Source organism: Nonomuraea zeae (assembly GCF_005889725.1).
Taxonomy (GTDB): Bacteria; Actinomycetota; Actinomycetes; order Streptosporangiales; family Streptosporangiaceae; genus Nonomuraea; species Nonomuraea zeae.
The window spans coordinates 25,480-44,695 of record NZ_VCKX01000078.1 but is presented as its reverse complement, the minus strand read 5'-3'; the positions used below and the strand labels follow the sequence as shown (position 1 = coordinate 44,695).

The window sequence follows — 19,216 nt, the reverse complement described above, 5'->3', positions numbered from 1 at the left end:
ACCGATTGTTCAGCGCTGTTCCAGCATGAAGCAGCTTGTTATTTTTTTTTTTCAAGCAGAAGACGGCATACGCGATGTCTTAGGGTCTCGTGGGCTCGGAGATGTGTATAAGAGCCAGGGGCTGGAGTGTCGGGTGGGGTGTCGCGCAGATGGACGCCGGTGTGCCGCGACAGGTCGTCCGCGCTCTCGTGCGGCGCCATCAGCCGGGTGAGCCGCTCGACGGCGACCGCCGCCTGGGGCAGGCGGTACAGCGCCGCCCCGATCGACCTCGGCAGCGCCGTCAGCCAGCCGACGTAGCTGGTGAACAGCGCGAGGTCCCCCACCGTGAAGTCGCCGCCGCGCATCGCGGGCGCGGCGAGGAGCAGGACGAGCCCGATGCCGATCTCCACGGTCGTGCCCGTCACGGCGTCGAGCAGGTCGGTCGCCAGCCGGTCCTTGACGGCGGCGTCGCGCCGCCGCCGGTTGTGCGCCCGCAGCCGCTCCAGCGCCGCGTCCTCCGCGCCCGCGGTCTTGATCGCCAGCACGCCGCCGAACAGCTCGCCCACGTAGGCCGTCACGGCCGCCCCGAGCGCCCTGGAGCGCTGGTGCCGCCGCCTGACCGCCTGCCGCGTCGCCCTGCCCAGCACCCCGGCCACGATCATCGGCAGCACCAGAGCCACCGTGACGACGGGATCGATGGACGCCATGATCGCCAGCGCGGCGACGGCGAACAGCGTCGTGCCGGCCAGGCTGACGCTCTCGTCGGTGAAGTCGACCACGTCGGCCACGTCGTCGCGCATGCGCGCGACCGACTCCCCCGGCGAGTGCGGCAGCCGGGCGGCCGCGGGGCCGCGGGCGGTCAGGATGGAGCGCAGCGCGTTGCTCCGCAGCAGGGTCGCCGCCGCGCCCCACCAGTAGACCCCGTACGTCCACGCGACGACGATCACCAGCCCGCGGACGACCTCGACGCCCACGAACGCCGCGCACAGCCACAGCGACGCCGCCAGCCCCGCCGCCCGGTGCCCGCTGAGCTGGTCGAACAGCTGTTGCAGCACCAGCCCGCCGGCCAGCGGTATGACGTGAACCGGCAGCCAGAGCAGCGCGCCGATCAGGTAGCGGCGCAGGTCGAAGGTGGCCAGCCTGGTGGCCACCAGCATCACGGGCCTCATCGGCGCACCCCCGCCAGGTCCAGCAGCCGGCCGAACCTGCTGTGCGGATCGGCGGCCAGGTCGGCACGGCGGCCGTACTCGATGATCTTGCCGTGGTCGAGCACGGCGATCTTGTCCACCCGGGACAGCGAGGAGAGCCGGTGCGCGATGATCACGCCGGTCCGGCCGTCGAGCAGGCGGTCGATGCTGTGCTCGATCCGGCGCTCGGTGCCCGGGTCGAGCCTGCTGGACGCCTCGTCCAGCACGACGAGCCCGGGATCGGCCAGGAACGCGCGGGCGAACGCGAGCAGCTGCGACTCCCCCGCCGACACCCCCCGCAGCTCGGTGTCGAGCCCGTCGGGCAGCGCGGCCAGCCAGTCGCCGAGCCCGACGCCGGTCAGGATCTCGCGCAGGCGCTCGTCACCCGGCGACGGGCGGAACAGCGTCAGGTTGTCGCGCACGCTCGCCCCGAAGAGCCGCACGTCCTGCGTGACCACGCACAGCCGGCTGCGCAGCGACGCCGGATCCGCCTCCCGCAGGTCCACGCCGCCGACCCGCACGCTCCCCTCGACCGGGTCGTAGAGGCGCAGGACCAGGCGGGCGAGGGTGGTCTTGCCGCTCCCCGTCCGCCCGACCAGGCCGAGCTTCTCGCCGGGGGCCAGCGTGAGCGTGATGCCCGACAGCACCTGCTCGTCGTCGTCGGGGTAGGCGAATCCGGCGCCGTCCACGCGCAGGCCGAGCGGCCCCGACTCCGGCAGCGGGCGCGGGCGGGCGGGCGCGGGCAGCGTACGCCGCTCGGCCAGCAGGCCGCCGATGCGGGCGAGCCCGGCCAGCGCCGCCTGGTACTGCCTGAGCTGGTCGATCAGCCGCTCGAAGGGCGTGCGGACCATCAGCGTGTACTGGAAGAGCAGCACGGCGGTGCCGACCGTGATGGTCCCCGACCGCAGGGTCCAGGCGGCCAGCGCGATCATGATCGCCGTGCCGAGCGCGAAGGCCACCGACGTGCCCGCCAGCAGCGTGGTCCCGACCCGCGCGTCGGCGGTCTCGGCGCGGTAGAGCGCGGCGCTGGCCTGGTGGAAGCGCCGCACGGTGTGCTCGCCGGCCCCGTTCGCCCTGATGTCCTCGGCGCCGGCCAGCCGTTCTTCGAGGTTGCCCATCAGCGCCGCGCCCGCGGCCCGCGACCGGGCCGCCGACGGGACGGCCAGCCGCTGCGCGCGGGCCATCCCGAAGCCGATCAGCAGGCAGTACGCCAGCAGCGCGCAGCCGATGCGCCAGTCCACGCCGAACACGATCACGACCACGCCCGCCAGCAGCAGCACGCTGGCCACCACGTCGAGCAGGAACGCGACGACGAAATCGGCGACCGCCACGACGTCGCCGTCCACGCGCTCGATCATCTCGCCGGGCGTGTGCCGTCCGTGGTAGGCCAGGTCGAGGCCGAGCGCGTGCCCGGCGAGGCGCTCGCGCAGCCGGTTGGTGCCGTCCCAGGCGAAGCGGCTCGCGAGCCAGGCGGTGACCATTCTGGCGGCCTGGCCGGCGAGGGCGATCCCGAGATAGGCCAGGGCGATCAGGGTCAGGTGCCGGGTGCTCGCGCCGCCGATGGCGTCGTCCACGAAACGGCGGGTGATCTGCGGTGCCGCGAGAGGGAGCGCGGTGGCGGCGGCGACGGCCGCGGCCAGCGCGGCGGCGGGCCGGCGTCCTGGGCGCAGCAAGCGCAGGACGGAGGTGTCAGGTCGTGCGGTCCCCGGGTCGGATGGTCTCAAGAAGCGTCATGCCCTTTGGATCGGAGGTGTGTGCGTGCCGAGGGAACATGACAGCTGCGCGCATTCCGGGGCCTCCTTGATCGATGGGCGCTTCCCGGGGAGTACACCAGCCCTCCCCACCCCCCGGCAACCGATTTACGCCCGCCCCACCGGCAAGGCAGGTCCATCAGCGGACCTCACTTTCCCCAGCGGAGTCCCAGCCAGTTCGCCGAAGGAAAGATGGGGTCAAAGGGGCGCGTCCTCCCCCCAGCCGGGAGAAACCAGCTGGTAGAAGGTGCTACGGAGGTGAGGGAGGGACGTGACGGAGGACGGGCGGCGGCGCGAGCTGCCCCACATCGACGCACCCCTGTTCGTGGTGGGCCTCGTCCTGGTCACCGCGGTGGTGGTCGCGCTGGACGTGATCACGGGCACGGCGGTACGGCTGTTCCCGCTGCTGATCTTCCTGCCCGCGATCGTCTCCGGCCTGGGCACGGTGCGGCAGACGGCGGTCGCGTCGGTTTGGGTGTTCGTCGTGGTGATCGTTACCACCGCCTATCTGGGCGGGCGGACGAGCGATCTTCTGCTGGCGGGCGGGTTCACCGCGATGTTCGGGGTGCTGAGCGTGTTCGGCTGCCGCTACCGGGTCCGGCGCGAGGAGGAGGTGCACCGGCTGCGTTCGGCGGCGGCCGCCCTGCAGCGGCAGATCGTGCGCCCGCTGCCCCTGCGCACCCCGAACCTCGCCGTAGACGGCCTCTACCAGCCGGTCGAGGAGGACACGATGGTGGGCGGCGACATGTACGAGGTGTCCGTCTCCCCCAACGGCACCCGGGTCCTGATCGCGGACGTGCAGGGCAAGGGGATCCCGGCGATCGGGACCGCGCTGGCGGTGCTGGGCGCGTTCAGGGAGGCCGCCTACCGGGAGGAGACGCTCCTCGGCGTGGTGAACGCCCTGGAGAACGCCGTGGTCAGGCAAAACACCTTCGCCACCCGCAACGGCGAGCCCGAGCGCCTGGTCACCGCGCTCGTCCTCGACATCCGCCAGGAGCTGATGGTCGAGGCGGTCGACTGCGGCCACATCGCCCCCTACGTCATCCACGACGGCGAGGTCGTACAGGTGAACCTCGGCGAGCCCGGCGTGCCGCTCGGCGTGGCCTCGCTGTCGGTGTCGCCGCGCCGGCGCGAGCGGTTCGTGTTCCCCGCCGGGGCGAAGATGCTGCTGTGCACCGACGGCGTCACCGAGGCGCGCGACCCTGACGGCGATTTCTACCCGCTGGAGGATCGCCTGCGCACGTGGGCGCGCGTCCCGCCCGCCAGGCTCGCCAAGGCGCTGTGCGCCGATCTGAGGGCCTTCACCAGGACCGCGCCACGCGACGACATCGCGGTCCTCACGCTGCGCAGGACCGAGCAGGGGCCCGGACTCACGATCGAGGAGGCCGTCGAGGGCGGGTCCGGCGAGAGGCTTGGAGATCCCGCCGCCGCAACACCATGAACCGTCCGCCCCGCCGGCGCGTACCTAGACACATCGGACACGTGGTCCATGGAGGTGTCGTGGAGCTCAGCCTCTTGCGGGCGCAGGCGCATAGCCCGTCGTACTTCTCACTGATGCGCAGCTCCTCTGGAGAGCGCGCCCCGGTGGACTTCTGCATCCCTTGCAATCCGTACTTTCCGACTCCGGACATATTCGAGCACCTCGGGAGGAACCTGGAGACGATTCTCAAGTTCTATCCGAGCGACGCGGGCACGATCACCCAGGAGCTCTGCTCCACCCTCGGGCTCCACCCCAAGACCGTCGCCATGGGCAACGGCTCGACCGAGCTGATCACCTGGATCGACCACCTGCTGGTGCGCGAGAGCCTGGCGGTGCCGATCCCCACCTTCGGCCGCTGGACCGACCAGCCGCTGGAGACGGGCAAGCGGGTGGACATGTATCCGCTGCTGGAGAGCCGCAACTTCGCCCTCGACGTGCAGGACTACGTCTCGTTCATCCGCATGCGGGGCTCCCGGGTGGCGGTGATCTGCAACCCGAACAACCCCGACGGCGGCTACCTGCCCAAGCACGAGGTCCTGCGGCTGCTCGACGAGCTCATCGATCTGGACCTGGTGATCGTGGACGAGTCCTTCGGCGACTTCGTGGACGCGGAGCCGTACCCGGGGGTGGCCGACGAGGCGGCGGTCCGGCCGAACGTGATCGTGCTGCGCAGCCTGGGCAAGAACTTCGGCCTGCACGGCATCCGCTTCGGCTACATGGTCGCGAATCCGGCCCTGGCCGGCCGCGTCAGGGACGCGCTGCCCAAGTGGAACCTCAACTCCTTCGCCGAGGTCGTGGTCTTCATGATGCGGCAGTTCATGGGCGAGTACCAGGAGAGCCTCAGGCGGCTGGCGCACGACAGGCGGGCGATGTTCCAGCAGCTCAGCACCATGCCCGGGCTGTCGGTCTTCGCGTCGCAGGGCAACTTCCTGCTGGTCAAGCTGCCGCCGGGGCACGACGGGGTGCCGCTGCGCGACCACCTGCTCGGCGAGCACGGGGTCTACGTCAGGGAGTGCGGGAACAAGCTGGGCACCACCAGCCAGTTCCTGCGCCTGGTCGTGCGCCCGCAGGAGGACGTGCGCCGGCTGCTGATCGGGATGACGCAGTTCCTGTATTCGGGCAGCCTGCACGAGATCCCCGTCATCGGCGTCCATCACCGGCACGTCAACCCCTTGTCCGCCTGACCGCCGCGTCCGCGCGCCCGCCCCGCACCCTCGCGGGCGCGCGGGTGCCCCCAGCCGTCAGGCGTTCTGCGGAATTTTCCGTCTTGTCGGTCAAGGGGGGTACGCTGTCCCAGCTATCCCCTTACACCATAAAAAGATGGAAGGTTCCGTGGTCTCCAGCAAGGCACATTCCGTCCGGCACCGCGATCACACCGCCGCGGACAGCCACGATCTCATCCAGGTCCGCGGCGCCAGGGAGAACAACCTGAAGGGCGTCTCCCTGGATGTCCCCAAGCGCCGCCTCACCGTCTTCACGGGCGTGTCCGGCTCCGGCAAGTCCTCGCTCGTCTTCGACACGATCGCCGCCGAGTCGCGCCGGCTGTTCGACGAGACGTACACGGCGTTCATCCAGGCGTTCATGCCGAGCCGGGCCCGCCCGGACGTCGACTCCCTGAGCAACCTGAGCGCCGCGATCATCGTGGACCAGGAGCGGATGGGGGCCAACGCGCGCTCCACGGTCGGCACGGCCACGGACGCGCACACCATGCTCCGGATCATCTTCAGCCGGATCGGCCTGCCCCACGTCGGGCCCGCCTCCGCCTTCAGCTTCAACCGGGCCGAGGGCATGTGCGCCGAGTGCGAGGGGCTGGGCAAGGCCTCCGACATCGACGTGGACGAGCTGGTCGACCGGGAGCTGTCGCTGAACGAAGGGGCGATCAAGGCCCCCGGGTACGCGGTCGACACGTGGTACTGGCAGGTCATGGCCGGCTCCGGCCTGTACGACCCGGACGCCAAGCTCAAGGACTACACCCCCGAGCAGTGGCAGGACTTCCTGCACAAGCCGGCCACCAAGATCAAGTCCGGCTCGAACAACTTCACCTACGAGGGCCTGGTCACCAAGATCAGGCGGCAGTACCTCGGCAAGGACCGCGAGTCGATGCAGGCGTCGGCGCGGGCGTTCGCGGACCGGGCGGTCAAGCTCATCGTCTGCCCCTCCTGCGACGGCTCCCGGCTCAACGAGGCCGCCCGCTCCTCCCTGATCGACGGCAGGAACATCGCCGAGTGCTCCGCGATGCAGATCAACGACCTGGCGGCCTTCGTGCGCGGCATCGGCGACCCCGCGGTCGGCCCGATGCGGGAAGGGCTGAGCTCGACGCTGGACTCGCTGGTGGAGATCGGGCTGGGCTATCTGAGCCTCGACCGGGAGTCCGGCACGCTCTCGGGCGGCGAGGCGCAGCGGGTGAAGATGGTCCGCCACCTCAACTCCAGCCTGACCGACGTCACGTACGTCTTCGACGAGCCCACGGCAGGGCTGCACCCCCACGACATCCAGCGCATGAACAACCTGCTGCTCCAGCTGCGCGACAAGGGCAACACGGTGCTCGTCGTGGAGCACAAGCCGGAGACGATCGCGATCGCCGACCACGTCGTGGACCTGGGCCCGGGGGCGGGCACCGCGGGCGGGCAGCTCTGCTACGCCGGCGACCTGGACGGGCTGCGCGGCTCGGGCACGCTGACCGGCCGCTACCTCGACCACCGCGTACGGCTGCGCGAGCAGGTCCGCGAGCCGGCCGGCTGGCTCCCCGTCAAGGGCGCCACCCTGCACAACCTGCGCGACGTGAGCGTGGACCTGCCGCTCGGCGTGCTCACCGTGGTCACCGGCGTGGCCGGGTCGGGCAAGAGCTCGCTGATCCACGGCTACGTGGCGGGCCTGGACGGCGTCGTGGTCGCCGACCAGTCGCCGATCCGCGGCTCGCGCAGGAGCAACCCGGCCACCTACACGGGCGTGCTCGACCCCATCCGCACGGCGTTCGCCAAGGCCAACGGCGTCAAGCCCGGCCTGTTCAGCGCCAACTCCGAGGGCGCCTGCCCGGCCTGCAAGGGCATCGGCCTGATCTACACCGACCTGGCGATGATGGCCGAGGTGGCCTCGGTCTGCGAGGAGTGCGAGGGCCGCCGGTTCACGCCGCAGGTGCTGGAATACCGGCTGCGCGGCAAGAACATCAGCGAGGTCCTCGCCATGCCGGTGGCCGAGGCGCGCGACTTCTTCACCACCGGCCAGGCCAGGACGATCCTCGACCGGCTGGTCTCGGTCGGTCTCGGCTACCTGGGGCTCGGCCAGCCGCTCACCACGCTGTCCGGCGGCGAGCGGCAGCGGCTCAAGCTGGCCATCCACATGGCCAGGAACGGCTCCACGTACGTCCTGGACGAGCCGACCACCGGCCTGCACCTGGCGGACGTGGACCAGCTCCTGTCGCTGCTCGACCGCCTGGTGGAGGACGGCAACACGGTGATCGTGATCGAGCACCACCAGGCCGTGATGGCCCACGCGGACTGGATCGTCGACCTGGGTCCGGGGGCGGGTCACGACGGCGGTCAGGTCGTCTTCTCCGGCACCCCGGCGGAGCTGGTCGGCGGCGGCTCCTCGCTCACCGCGATCCACCTGCGCGAATACGTGAACCGCGAGTAGCGCCCGCGCACGGGGACAGCGCGCCGCCGGGCTGCGGCCGGTCACGCACGTGACAGCGCGCCGCCGGGATCCGGCCGGTGGCGCGCGGAGTCTCAGACGGCCAGCCGGGCCAGCACCTTGGCGAACTCCGGCGGCGGCGCGACCACGAGCCTGGTCTGGCCCCGCCGGGTGACGATGTCGGCCTTGATCAGGGTCAGCCGGCCACCGTGCCACCAGTAGACCTGCGAGCTGAGCCCGTCGGTGCGCTCCGCGTGCACCCGCAGCCGCTCGATGGCGCGCACGACGCCGATCCCGTCCACCGGGTGCACCAGCAGCGTGTACGGGTCGGGCAGCACGACCAGCACCCCGTCGGACGGCACCCGCAGATGGTCGCCCAGCCAGCGCAGATGCGTGGCGGCCGACGGGGTCATGCCGGTCAGCCGGGTCACCGGGGTGCCGGACAGCTCGATGGCCTCCACCCACAGCCGGTCCTCGCGCCGGACGTTCGCGACGGCCAGGTCCAGGGCCCGCACCGCGGCCACGGGCCAGCACCCGGCCTCCTCGGGGCGGACGGCGCGCGAGCCGACCGTGAGCAGCTCCACCAGGTCGGCGCTGAGGTGGCGGCCCACCACCCTGGTCAGGTCGGGCACGTCGTCCACGGACTCCACCCGGGTCCGCAGCAGCGGCCTGGCCTGCTCCAGGTCGCACACGTCCAGGCGGTCGCCGGCGGTGGCCACGGCGTGCGCGAGGTGCTCGGAGACCAGCATGGGCCAGTCTTCCCTGGCCCTGCGCCCCGCCTCGCGCCGCAGCCCGGTCAGCCTGACGACGAGGTCGCTCTCGCCCGAGAGCGTCACGGAGGAGCCGTCCAGGGCGAAATCGTAGGAGTATCCGAGGGATTCGGCGACGAGGGCGAGCAGCGAATCGAGGTCCACGTCCTCGACCGGGCGTCGCGAGGGCTCGCGATCACGCCTGAACAAGTTCACGCGGTCTGTCCCTCTCTGTCGGATTCGTCCCTCCTACCTTGCCTGCTCCTCGTTGCGGAACGGACCAGCTAGGGAGCACGATTCGGTATCGATAACCCCAAGCATCCCCAGCCACACGCTCACCTGTGGTGACCCATGCCCCACCGGGAGCCCCGCCAAAAGAGGCACGCCGAGCGGCGCGAGCCGATCCTGGAGCACCGGGTACGGATCGCCGCAGTCCTCCCACGATCCGAGCGCGATCCCGCGCACCCCGTCGAACGCCCCCGCCTGCAGGAGCTGGGTCAGCATCCGGTCGATCCGGTACGGCTCCTCGCCCACGTCCTCCAGAAAGGCGATCTTCCCGGCGAACGACGGCTGCCACCGGGTGCCGCACATCGAGGCGAGCAACGACAGGTTGCCCCCGCTGATCTCCCCCTCGGCCCGGCCGGGCACCAGCACCCGATCCCCCAGGACGGTCTCCGGCGTGCCGAACAGCGCCGCCTGCAGGCTCTCCCAGGTCCGCGGCTCCGGCCCCTTCTCCTCCGCCAGCACGTCGCAGGCCGGCATCGGGCCGTGCAGCGTGGGCACGCCCAGCTCGATGGCGAAGGCGTTGTGCAGCGCCGTGATGTCGCTCAGCCCGACCAGGATCTTGCGGCCGGCCGCGCGCATGGCGTTCCAGTCGAGCAGGTCGAGCAACCGGCCGGCGCCGTAGCCGCCCCGGGAGCAGAACACCGCGGACACGGCCGGATCGCACCACGCGGCCTGGAGGTCGGCGGCGCGGGCGGCGTCGCCGCCCGCCAGGTAGTCGAGCCCTTGGCGGTCGAGCGCGTGCGCGCCGACCACCACCTTCAGGCCGAGTCCCTCCAGACGCTCGACGCCGCGCCTGAGCAGGACGGCGTCGGGCGGTCCCGCCGGCGAGACGATCGCGACGGTGTCACCGCGCTGCATCGATCAGCTCCTCTCGATGATCTGCTTGACGAGTTCGGGCAGTGCCCGGCCGATCGGCTCGTTGATCACCTGATCGGCGAAGGGGTCGTAAGGCGTGGGCTCGGCGTTCATGATCACCAGCCGGGCCCCCGCGTCCAGGGCCTCGCCGCACAGCCCAGCCGCCGGGTGCACGGTCAGCGAGGTGCCCACCGCCAGGAACAGCTCGCAGGAGCGGGCCGCGTCCCTGGCCGCGTCCAGCACGGCGGGCTTGAGCTGCTGGCCGAACGAGATCGTGTTCGACTTCTGGATGCCGCCGCAGCGCGGGCACGGCGGGTCCTCCTCGCCCGCGCGGACCCGGTCGAGCACCTCGGGCATCGGCGTGATCAGGTCGCAGGCGACGCACTCGACGCGGTGCAGGGTGCCGTGCAGCTCGATGACCTTGCCGGCCGCGGATCCGGCGCGCTGGTGCAGCTCGTCGATGTTCTGGGTGATGATCGCGCGCAGCAGCCCGGCGCGCTCCAGGTCGACCAGCGCGCGGTGGGCGGCGTTGGGGGTGGCGGCCCAGGCCGGATGGTCGAGCCTGGCCTGCCAGGCCGCCCGCCGGACGTCCGGGTCGGCCAGGTAGTGCTCGATGGTCGCGGTGACGGCGGCCTGCGGGTTCTTGGTCCAGACGCCCTGCGGCCCGCGATAGTCGGGAATGCCGGAGTCGGTCGATATGCCCGCCCCGGTAAGCACCGACACATGCGTTGGCTCGTTCACGCGGAAAACGGTGCCACACTTACCTCTCGTATGCGACTTCCGCCCCACATCCTCGTGGTCAACGGCATCAAGGTCCGCCGTCCGGTCTTCCTGATCGGAGCGCCGCACTCCGGCGCGGACCTGCTGGCCCGCGCCCTGAAACGCTCCCCCGGCTTCCACGTGACGATGGGCCGCGCCAGCGTGGCGCACGTGGTCTACGCCTTCGCCCGCAAGCCCTCCATCGGCCGCACGCCCGGCGCGGTCCGCGTCATGCGCGACGCGCTCGCCGAGTCCTGGCAGGTGCTGCCCCGATCGTGCGGCCAGTGCGCCGAGGTGTGCAGGGAGGCCGGCGGCGTCACCGGCGCCGGCCCCTGCGTGTCGGCGGCCGAGGTCACCAGGTTCGGCGACGGCAGCCCCGACCTGCTCTACAGCGCTCCCGTGCTGCTCCAGGCGTTCCCCGACGCCCGTTTCGTGCAGCTCATCCGCGACGGCCGGGACGTGGTGGCCGACATGCTGGCCGATCCGGTGTGCCTGGCCTGGTTCAAGCCCGCGATCCTGGCCGAGCAGACCGAGTTCCCCAACGCGTTCCTGGGCGTCAACAAGGACGAGCACCTCGACCGGTGGAAGGGCATGCCGGCGGCCGGCAAGAGCGCCCTGCGCTGGCGCAGCGCCGTGCGCATGAGCGCCGAGCTGCGCAGGACCCTGCCCGAGGACCAGCTCCTGACGCTGCGCTACGAGGACCTGGTGCTCAAGCCCGCGCAGTCGGTGGCCACGCTGACGGACTATCTGGAGACGCGGGTGTCCAAGGTCGTGTTGTACGGGACCGGCGTCCCCAAGGCCGGCGCCTGGCGGACCAGGCTCGGCCGCGACGACCTGGAGCTGGTGGAGCGGGTGGGCCGCAAGGAGCTCACCCGGCTGGGCTACCTGAAGAGCTGAACTGGGTGCGGTAGAGCTCGGCGTAGAGCCCGCCGCGGGCCAGCAGCTCCTCGTGGCCGCCGCGCTCGGCGATGCGGCCGTCGTGGACGACGAGGATCTCGTCGGCCTCCCTGATCGTCGCGAGCCGGTGGGCGATGACCAGCGACGTGCGGCCCTCCAGCGCGGTCTTCAGCGCCACCTGCACGGCCGCCTCGGACTCGGAGTCGAGATGCGCGGTGGCCTCGTCGAGCACGACCACGCGCGGCGCCTTCAGCAGCAGCCTGGCCAGCGCCAGGCGCTGCTTCTCGCCGCCGGACAGCCGGTAGCCGCGATCGCCCACCACCGTGTCGAGCCGGTCGGGCAGCCCCTCCACGAGGTCACCGATCTGCGCGGCCCTGAGAGCCTCCCAGATCTCCTCCTCGGCCGCCTCGGGCCTGGCATAACGGAGGTTGGCCCCGATCGTGTCATGGAAGAGATGAGCGTCCTGCATGACCACGCCCACGGTGTCGCGCAGCGAGGCGAGCGTGGCGTCGCGCACGTCGAGGCCGTTGATCCGCACCGCGCCCTCGTTGACGTCGTAGAGGCGCGAGACCAGCGAGGTCATCGTCGTCTTGCCCGCACCCGAGTGGCCGACCAGGGCGATGAGCCGGCCCGGCTCGGCGGTGAACGAGACGCCCTTGAGCACCGGCTGGGACGGGCCGGTGTCCTGCCTGGCCACCGACTCCAGCGAGGCCAGCGAGACCTCCTCGGCGGCGGGGTAGCGGAAGTGCACGTCGTCGAACTCGATCGTGACCGGCCCGCCGGGCACCGGCACCGCGTCCGGCTTCTCCGCCACCATGGGCTTGAGATCGAGGATCTCAAAGACCCGGTCGAAGCTCACGAGCGCGGTCATCACGTCGACGTGCACGTTGGACAGCGATGTGAGCGGGCCGTACAGGCGCATCAGCAGGGCGGCCAGGGCCACCAGCGTGCCGAGCTCGAAGGCGCCCGACACCGACAGCACGCCGCCGATGCCGTAGACCAGGGCGGTGGCCAGCGCCGCCACCAGGCCGAGCGCGACCCTGAACACGGTGCCGTACATGCCGACGGTCACGCCCACGTCGCGCACCCTCGCGGCCCGCCTGCCGAACACCTCGGCGTCGTCCTCGGGCCGGCCGTAGAGCTTGGCGACCATGGCGCCGGCGACGTTGAAGCGCTCTGTGGTGACCGAGCTCATCTCGGCGTCGAGCTGCATCTGCTCGCGGGTCAGCACCGACATGCGGCGGCCCACGTATTTCGCCGGCACGACGAAGATCGGCAGCAGCACCAGCGCGACCAGCGTCACCTGCCACGACAGCGCCAGCATCGCGCCCAGCACCAGGACCAGGCTGACCACGTTGGCGACCACCGACGACAGGGTGCTGGTCAGCGCCCGCTGGGCGCCGATCACGTCGGTGTTGAGCCTGCTGACCAGCGCGCCGGTCTGCGCCCGCATGAAGAACGCCACCGGCATGCGCTGGACGTGGTCGAACACCTCGGTGCGCAGGTCGTAGATGAGCCCCTCGCCGATGCGGGCCGAGAACCACCGCTGCGCCAGGGTGAGCCCCGCGTCCACCAGCGCCAGCGCGGCGATGGTCACGGCCAGCCCGACCACGACGCCCGGCCGCTTGGCCAGGATGCCGTCGTCGATGATCGCCTTCATCAGCAGCGGGTTGGCGACCACGATCACCGCGCCCGCCACGACGAGCACCAGGAACGCCACGATCTTCCTGACATGGGGCCTGGCGTAGCGCGCGATGCGCCGGACCGTGCCCGGCCGCAGCCGCTGCTTGGTCACCGACCCATCGCGTCGAAACGACGCCATGCCAGGGCCGAAGCCCCCACCCATCATCGCCATTCCGGGGGTCCCTCCTTCTCCCCCGGGGTCAGCGCCGCCGAGGCGTACGGCGATTCCCGAGTCCGCTCACCGCGTAACCGCGGCTGTATCTTCTTCGGCCGAGACCTCAGCCGAACAATGCCTTGAGCCGTGCGGCCTGCTCGATTCCCTCGGCCACACTCTGCTCCTCCAGGGTGCGCCCTTGCGCCCCCTGGAGGAGTCGCTTGGTCGCCGCCGCCGCGTCCCTGTTGGTCGCGAGCAGCTCCGCGATCTTGTTTTGCACGGCCTGATCCAGGTCGCCCCCGGCGACCGCGATCTCCGCGAGGCCGATACGCAAGGCCTCGTCGGCACGCACGGTCCTGGCGGTCAGGCAGATGTCGATCGCCTTGGCCAGGCCCACCAGCTCGACCAGCGGCTTGGTTCCCGTCAGATCGGGGACCAGGCCCAGTGCGGGCTCTTTCATGCAGAAGGAAACATCATCGGCCACGATGCGCAGGTCACAGGCGAGCGCGAGTTGGAACCCCGCGCCGATCGCGTGCCCCTGCACTGCGGCGATGGAAACGATCTCCGGGCGGCGCAGCCACAGGAACCCCGCTTGGGCCTGCCTGATGCGCTGCTCGAAGGTTGCGCCGTCGCTCTTGGCCGCCGCGCTGAACGAGCCCTGTCCTGGCACCCCCTCAGGTGTGAACATTCGCAGGTCGATCCCTGCCGAGAAGGACGGTCCCTCACCTTTCACGACGACTACGCGCACCTGCTCGGGCAGGTTCTCGCCGATGCGAGCCAGCTCCGACCATGTCGCGAACGTCTGTGCGTTGCGCTTTTCCGGCCGGTCCAGCGTGATCGTCGCTATCTCACCGTCCACCTCGAAACGGACTCCGTCCGCCGCCGTCTTTCCGGCGGAGACTTCCTCCGCGTTCCCCCCGCGCTGTTGCGCCTGCGCTTCCGCCATCGCCCGCTCCCTGCGTCTTCGGCCGCGCACGAATGCGTGGCCAGACTGCTGACCGTCGCGCCCGAGCCTACAGAATATCGTTCTGGCTCGGGCGCGACGGCGGCTGACTAGGGACGGGCGGCTGCGGTCGCACGTTCCGAGGCGGCCGTCAGCGCTTGGACTTGCCTCGGGTCGCCCCGCCGCGCCCGCGCAGAGTCACACCGGACTCGCTAAGGATGCGGTGGATGAACCCGTAAGACCGACCGGTCGAAGCGGCCAGGGCGCGGATGCTTTCGCCCGCGGCGTAGCGCTTCTTGAGATCGCCGGCCAGTTTTTCCCGGTCGGCCCCGGTGACCCGGGTGCCCTTCTTCAGTGTCTCGGCCACGAGTACCTCCTGTAGTGCCGGACTTCCGCAGCGTTACTCCGCCATGATCAGTCATTTCAGCGGGATCGGCTACCTACTCCACGGGAAAAGATCCGTACCCACTCAAATTAAGATCAGGCAAGTGCCACAAGATCGGAAAATTCGGCGCTCCATGCGTCTTCAGTTCCGTCAGGTAGCAAGATCACCCTATCCGGTGACAGGGCGTCAACGGCACCCTCGTCATGGGTGACTAGGACGATTGCTCCTGAATACGACCTCAGCGCATTGAGAACCTGCTCGCGGCTGACCGGATCGAGGTTGTTCGTCGGCTCGTCAAGAAGCAGGACATTGGCACTGGAGAGCACCAGGATGGCCAGCGCCAGCCGGGTCTTCTCGCCGCCGGAGAGCACTCCGGCGGGCTTGTCGACGTCGTCGCCGGTGAACAGGAACGAGCCGAGGACCTTGCGCAACTCGGTGTCGGTGAACTGACCGCCCGCCGAGCGCATGTTCTCCAGCAGCGTTCTGTCACTGTCGAGCGTCTCGTGCTCCTGGGCGTAATAACCGATCTTGAGACCGTGGCCCGGGCGGATCGCGCCCGTGTCGGGCTCCTCGACACCGCCGAGCAGGCGCAGCAGCGTGGTCTTGCCCGCGCCGTTGAGCCCCAGGATGACGACCCTGTGACCTCGGTCGATGGCCACGTCGACGTCGGTGAAGACCTCCAGCGAGCCGTAGGACTTCGACAGCCCTTCGGCCATGAGCGGGGTGCGGCCGCACGGCTGCGGCTCGGGGAAGCGCAGGCGCGCCACCTTGTCGCTCTGGCGCTCCTCCTCGGTGCCCGACAGCAGCCGGTGCGCGCGGCGCATCATGTCCTGGGCGGCCTTGGCCTTCGTGGCCTTGGCGCGCATCTTGTCGGCCTGGGCCAGCAGCGCGCCCGCCTGCTTCTCGGCGTTGGCGCGCTCGCGCTTCCTGCGCTTCTCGTCGGTCTCGCGCTGCGCCAGGTAGGCCTTCCAGCCGACGTTGTAGTGATCGATCACCGACCGGTTGGCGTCCAGGTGCAGGACCTTGTTGACCGTGGCTTCAAGAAGGCCGACATCGTGGCTGATGATCACCAAGCCACCTTGATGGGATCGCAAAAAATCACGAAGCCACCCGATTGAGTCCGCATCTAGGTGGTTTGTCGGCTCGTCGAGAAGGAGAGTTTCCGCTCCGCTGAAAAGAATTCGCGCCAATTCCACGCGTCTCCGCTGACCGCCGGAAAGCGTTTGCAAGGGCTGTCCGAGGACTCTGTCCGGGAGACCCAGACTGGAAGCGATGGAGGCGGCCTCGGACTCGGCCGCGTATCCGCCGAGCACATGCATTTGATCTTCGAGACGGCCGTACTGCCGGACGGCTTTCTCCCGGGTGCGCTCGTCGGCGGAGGACATTCCGATCTCTGCCGCGCGCAGCTTTCGCAGGACCTCGTCGAGGCCCCTCGCCGACAGGATGCGGTCGCGGGCGAGCACCTCCAGGTCGCCCGTGCGCGGGTCCTGGGGCAGGTATCCGACGCTGCCCGAGGTGGTCACGTTGCCACCGGCAGGCAGGCCTTCACCTGCGAGCACTCTGGTCAGCGTCGTCTTGCCCGCGCCGTTGCGGCCGACGAGCCCGATCTTGTCACCGGGGTTGACCCGGAACGAGGCTTTCTCGATGAGCAGTCGCGCGCCCGCGCGCAGCTCGATGTCATTGGCGATGATCATATTGGCGGAACACTCCCGAGCTAGGAAACGAGGATTGGGCGTGCGACGCCGGTCAATCGGGAGTATGCATACAGATCAGTGTAGGGCCCCTTGCGGGGCCCCACCTCTGGTTAACGTTCCGCCAGATGCCTGCCGATCAGCGCCAGGTTGTGGATGGCGGCCAGGCCGTACTGCGCGGCGCTGTTGGTGCTGACGAACGGCGCCTCGTACACCGGATGCGGCACCTCGGGGCCGTCCACGACGGTCAGCTCCCAGTTCTCCTGGTGCTGCAGCGGGTTGCGGTTGAGCTGGTCGCCCTCCCCCAGGCGGAACTTGCGCCAGGCCCACGCGGCCAGCTCGGCGTCCCCGGTGCGCGCCGCCGCGTACGCCGTGAGCCTGCTGTGCGCCTGGATCAGCGAGATCCCGCTCAGCCGCTGCCCGGTCTCCGCCTCCTGCTGCTCGGGGGTGGCCAGGTACAGCCTGCAGTACTCCAGCCACGCCTCTTCGAAGCCCGGCACGTCCAGGCCGAGCGCGATGAGCTCGGCGCACATCTCGGGCAGCCCGAACAGCGACGACAGGTGCGAGATCGAGATCTTGTCCCCGGAGGTGTCGAAACGCCCCGTGGCCAGGTCCAGCCGGCCCTCGCCGGTCAGGAACCGCCGGGGCATCGCCCCGATGTCGGCCATCGTGCCCAGCAGCCGGTCTCTGGCCCGCTCGTCGCCGTGCCGCTCCCACCGGGTCAGCCACGCCGCCGCCAGCGACCCCCAGTCGGTGCCGAGCCCGACCGACAGCGCCGAGGGATCCGGGGTGTAGACGTCCTCGCGCACCTTGCGCGTGGGGTCGATGACGACGAACGTCTCCTCGGGCGTGCTCAGCTCGTCCATCAGGTCGCCGGTGCGCTCGTCGGCGGTCAGGTAGTAGTAGAAGCGCCGGTAGGCGGCGTTGGAGATGCGCAGCTGCTTGCAGCTGCACCCCCAGTGCTGCACGTTGTGCCTGCTGCCCAGGCCCTTCCACCTGCCGAGGTGGTAGACGTCCACCTCGCCGGTGTGGCGGGTCATGGCCTCGGCGAAGCGGAAGACCTCGGCCCGGCCGGTGCGGAGATACTGCAGCCACAGCCACAGGTCCGGCGAGAGCTCGGAGTTGTCCCAGGCGTAGCCGCCCACGTCGTAGCGCCAGGTGTGCCGGTCGCCGTCATAGGTGTGCATGACGTCGCCGTAGTCCCAGAAGCCGTACCATCTGCGCTGCTCGCGCTCGCGGACGTACAGGTCGAACAGGAAGTCCAGCCGGTCCTCGATCCGCGCGTGCGCGGGCGTGGAGCGGTCGGGCAGCTCCCAGACGCCGAACACGCCCGCCTCGCGCATCCGCCGGGGGCTCACGGCCAGCAGTCCGGGCGCGTTCATGGCGGCCGCGTGCGCGGCCAGGGCCGTGGAGGAGGGCGTGGCGTCGTGGGCGCGCAGGGTCAGCTCGTGCGTGCGCGCCACGCCGTGCGGGTCGCCGAACCCGGGCTCGTAGTCCTCGTAGGTGACCTCCAGCCCCTCCAGCTGCTCGGCGTAGGTGTCCTGGCCCATGCCGTCGTGGTAGAAGCGCAGGTCCATGGCCGGCGCGGACGGCGACCACAGCCAGACGGTCGCGGTGGCCAGGCCGGTGGCCGCGTTCCTGACGTCGAGCCTGGCGGGGTGCAGGCGCCAGAAGTCGCGCAGCCCGAAGCCGAGGCCGCCGCTGACGCCGCCGACGTAGCCGTAGCCGGCCGAGCGGGTGCCCGAGGGGATCGTCACCCACGAGTGGCCCTCCGCCGTGCGCTTGCGCAGGGTGTAGCCGTCGGCGGAGCCCTGGTCGAGCGTGTAGTCGTTCCAGGCGGGGATGAGGTGCAGGCGGGTGGCCACCTCGGGGTCGATCTCACCGGCCGGCCGGCCCTCGACCTGGGCCCGCCGCGCGGACTCGCCGGGGTCGCGGCGCAGGCCGGTCAGCCCGCGCACGGCCTCGGTGAGGAAGCCATCGGTCCCGGCCAGCCGCACGTGCCTGTCGTGCGGTTCGTCACGCATGACGACGTCGGCGCGCAGGCCGAGCCCGGCCAGGAAGTCGCGCTCGGCGTCGCCGTCCCAGACGAACGTGTGCATGATCCGCACGTTCTCCGCGCCCGCGTAGAAGTACAGGCGCACGGTGAACGGAAGCCAGTCGCCGTGCCGCCCCTCCAGCCGCAGCACGGCGCGCACGGGGCCGTCCTGCTCGACCGTGACCCCGGTGACCTGGCCGGTGGCCTGTTCCCTGGCCACCGGGCCGCCCTCGTCGGGGGTGGGCTCGCTCTGGCGCAGGCTGACCAGCCGGACGTCCCTGGCGATCTCGCGGCTCCCGCGCGAGATCGAGCGGGCCAGCGTGCCGCCGGACTCCTCGATCGTCCACGTGACGACGCCGGTGCTCACGCGCAGCACCCCGCCGTCGCGGGTGACGGTGACGGGGACGGCGGGCCGCGCGGGCTCGCGGCCCGGCTCGATCCGGTACGCGGGCTCGCCGTCCGTACCGCGGGCCTCGGTCCGGGACGCGCCGGTCGCGGGCCGCGCACCGATCGCGTGGGCCGACCACTTGACCGAGCCGTCGGGCCAGGTGGCGGTCACCCAGCTCTGCACGGGCACCTCGTGCCCGTCCGCGCCGGCCAGCGCGAACGGCGTGCCCCGCTCGACCGCGCCCCGCGGCCACGGAACGCCCCAAGTCGTCCCTTCATCTCCCGGTCGGTCCAGCCAGCTCAATGCGGTCACGCGGCCGTCTTCGCGGGCCTCGTGATCAAGGTGCTGCGTCAAATCGTTCTCTC

Annotated in this window: 14 protein-coding genes; 4 read left to right on the top strand and 10 right to left on the bottom strand. The window is 70.8% G+C overall.

The window, feature by feature from the left end; all coding sequences use genetic code 11:
• Positions 1-38: 38 nt before the first annotated feature.
• Both ETD85_RS24760 and ETD85_RS24755 read right to left on the bottom strand, forming a co-directional pair.
• Entirely contained in the window at positions 39-1,148 is a 1,110-nt protein-coding gene (locus ETD85_RS24760) for an ABC transporter transmembrane domain-containing protein (RefSeq protein WP_206058536.1), read from the bottom strand.
• Positions 1,145-2,839, bottom strand: a complete 1,695-nt coding sequence (locus tag ETD85_RS24755; RefSeq protein ID WP_206058534.1) for an ABC transporter ATP-binding protein — start codon at positions 2,837-2,839, stop codon at positions 1,145-1,147. The genes ETD85_RS24760 and ETD85_RS24755 overlap by 4 nt, the downstream gene beginning before the upstream one ends.
• Positions 2,840-3,188: 349 nt before the next feature.
• Here ETD85_RS24755 and ETD85_RS24750 point away from each other — a divergent pair, with 349 nt between their 5' ends.
• From ETD85_RS24750 to ETD85_RS24740, 3 genes are all read left to right on the top strand, one after another.
• On the top strand, positions 3,189-4,358 hold the full coding sequence (locus ETD85_RS24750; protein ID WP_240779394.1) for a PP2C family protein-serine/threonine phosphatase: 1,170 nt from the start codon (positions 3,189-3,191) through the stop codon (positions 4,356-4,358).
• Positions 4,359-4,417: 59 nt separating this feature from the next.
• Positions 4,418-5,581 carry a pyridoxal phosphate-dependent aminotransferase gene (locus ETD85_RS24745; protein WP_206058532.1) on the top strand — a complete coding sequence of 388 codons (1,164 nt, stop codon included), beginning with the start codon at positions 4,418-4,420 and terminating at the stop codon, positions 5,579-5,581.
• Between the two features lie 136 nt (positions 5,582-5,717).
• The gene (locus ETD85_RS24740) at positions 5,718-8,030 is read left to right on the top strand and encodes an ATP-binding cassette domain-containing protein (protein ID WP_138692171.1); all 2,313 of its coding nucleotides are present in this window, start codon (positions 5,718-5,720) and stop codon (positions 8,028-8,030) included.
• Between the two features lie 92 nt (positions 8,031-8,122).
• Here ETD85_RS24740 and ETD85_RS24735 read toward each other — a convergent pair whose 3' ends face one another.
• The 3 genes from ETD85_RS24735 to ETD85_RS24725 are packed head-to-tail and all read right to left on the bottom strand — an operon-like array spanning position 8,123 to position 10,657.
• Positions 8,123-8,992, bottom strand: a complete 870-nt coding sequence (locus ETD85_RS24735; RefSeq protein ID WP_138692170.1) for a hypothetical protein — start codon at positions 8,990-8,992, stop codon at positions 8,123-8,125.
• Between the two features lie 33 nt (positions 8,993-9,025).
• Positions 9,026-9,919, bottom strand: a complete 894-nt coding sequence (locus ETD85_RS24730; RefSeq protein ID WP_138692169.1) for a S66 peptidase family protein — start codon at positions 9,917-9,919, stop codon at positions 9,026-9,028.
• A gap of 3 nt (positions 9,920-9,922) precedes the next feature.
• On the bottom strand, positions 9,923-10,657 hold the full coding sequence (locus tag ETD85_RS24725) for an SIR2 family NAD-dependent protein deacylase (RefSeq protein WP_206058530.1): 735 nt from the start codon (positions 10,655-10,657) through the stop codon (positions 9,923-9,925).
• 30 nt (positions 10,658-10,687) lie between these two features.
• On the opposite strand from ETD85_RS24725, the gene ETD85_RS24720 reads away from it, so the two are divergent.
• The gene (locus ETD85_RS24720) at positions 10,688-11,572 is read left to right on the top strand and encodes a sulfotransferase family protein (RefSeq protein ID WP_138692167.1); all 885 of its coding nucleotides are present in this window, start codon (positions 10,688-10,690) and stop codon (positions 11,570-11,572) included.
• Here ETD85_RS24720 and ETD85_RS24715 read toward each other — a convergent pair.
• The 5 genes from ETD85_RS24715 to ETD85_RS24695 form a co-directional block, all read right to left on the bottom strand.
• Positions 11,544-13,427, bottom strand: a complete 1,884-nt coding sequence (locus ETD85_RS24715) for an ABC transporter ATP-binding protein (protein ID WP_138692166.1) — start codon at positions 13,425-13,427, stop codon at positions 11,544-11,546. The two genes, ETD85_RS24720 and ETD85_RS24715, sit on opposite strands and share 29 nt — an antisense overlap.
• Before the next feature lie 106 nt (positions 13,428-13,533).
• Complete coding sequence (locus tag ETD85_RS24710; RefSeq protein ID WP_138692165.1) at positions 13,534-14,355, bottom strand: enoyl-CoA hydratase/isomerase family protein; 822 nt, start codon at positions 14,353-14,355, stop codon at positions 13,534-13,536.
• Between the two features lie 148 nt (positions 14,356-14,503).
• Positions 14,504-14,719, bottom strand: coding sequence for a helix-turn-helix domain-containing protein (locus ETD85_RS24705; RefSeq protein WP_020547488.1), 216 nt, complete (start codon positions 14,717-14,719; stop codon positions 14,504-14,506).
• 113 nt (positions 14,720-14,832) lie between these two features.
• Positions 14,833-16,431 carry an ABC-F family ATP-binding cassette domain-containing protein gene (locus ETD85_RS24700; RefSeq protein ID WP_138692164.1) on the bottom strand — a complete coding sequence of 533 codons (1,599 nt, stop codon included), beginning with the start codon at positions 16,429-16,431 and terminating at the stop codon, positions 14,833-14,835.
• A 110-nt stretch (positions 16,432-16,541) separates the two neighbouring features.
• Positions 16,542-19,163 carry an exo-rhamnogalacturonan lyase family protein gene (locus tag ETD85_RS24695; protein WP_138692163.1) on the bottom strand — a complete coding sequence of 874 codons (2,622 nt, stop codon included), beginning with the start codon at positions 19,161-19,163 and terminating at the stop codon, positions 16,542-16,544.
• Between the last annotated feature and the right edge of the window lie 53 nt (positions 19,164-19,216).

Coding starts and splice junctions, on each gene's coding strand:
- ETD85_RS24720 (WP_138692167.1), top strand. CDS start 10,688: ATGCGACTTCCGCCCCACATCCTCGTGGTCAACGGCATCAAGGTCCGC.
- ETD85_RS24710 (WP_138692165.1), bottom strand. CDS start 14,355: ATGGCGGAAGCGCAGGCGCAACAGCGCGGGGGGAACGCGGAGGAAGTC.
- ETD85_RS24715 (WP_138692166.1), bottom strand. CDS start 13,427: ATGGCGATGATGGGTGGGGGCTTCGGCCCTGGCATGGCGTCGTTTCGA.
- ETD85_RS24760 (WP_206058536.1), bottom strand. CDS start 1,148: ATGAGGCCCGTGATGCTGGTGGCCACCAGGCTGGCCACCTTCGACCTG.
- ETD85_RS24730 (WP_138692169.1), bottom strand. CDS start 9,919: ATGCAGCGCGGTGACACCGTCGCGATCGTCTCGCCGGCGGGACCGCCC.
- ETD85_RS24700 (WP_138692164.1), bottom strand. CDS start 16,431: ATGATCATCGCCAATGACATCGAGCTGCGCGCGGGCGCGCGACTGCTC.
- ETD85_RS24740 (WP_138692171.1), top strand. CDS start 5,718: ATGGAAGGTTCCGTGGTCTCCAGCAAGGCACATTCCGTCCGGCACCGC.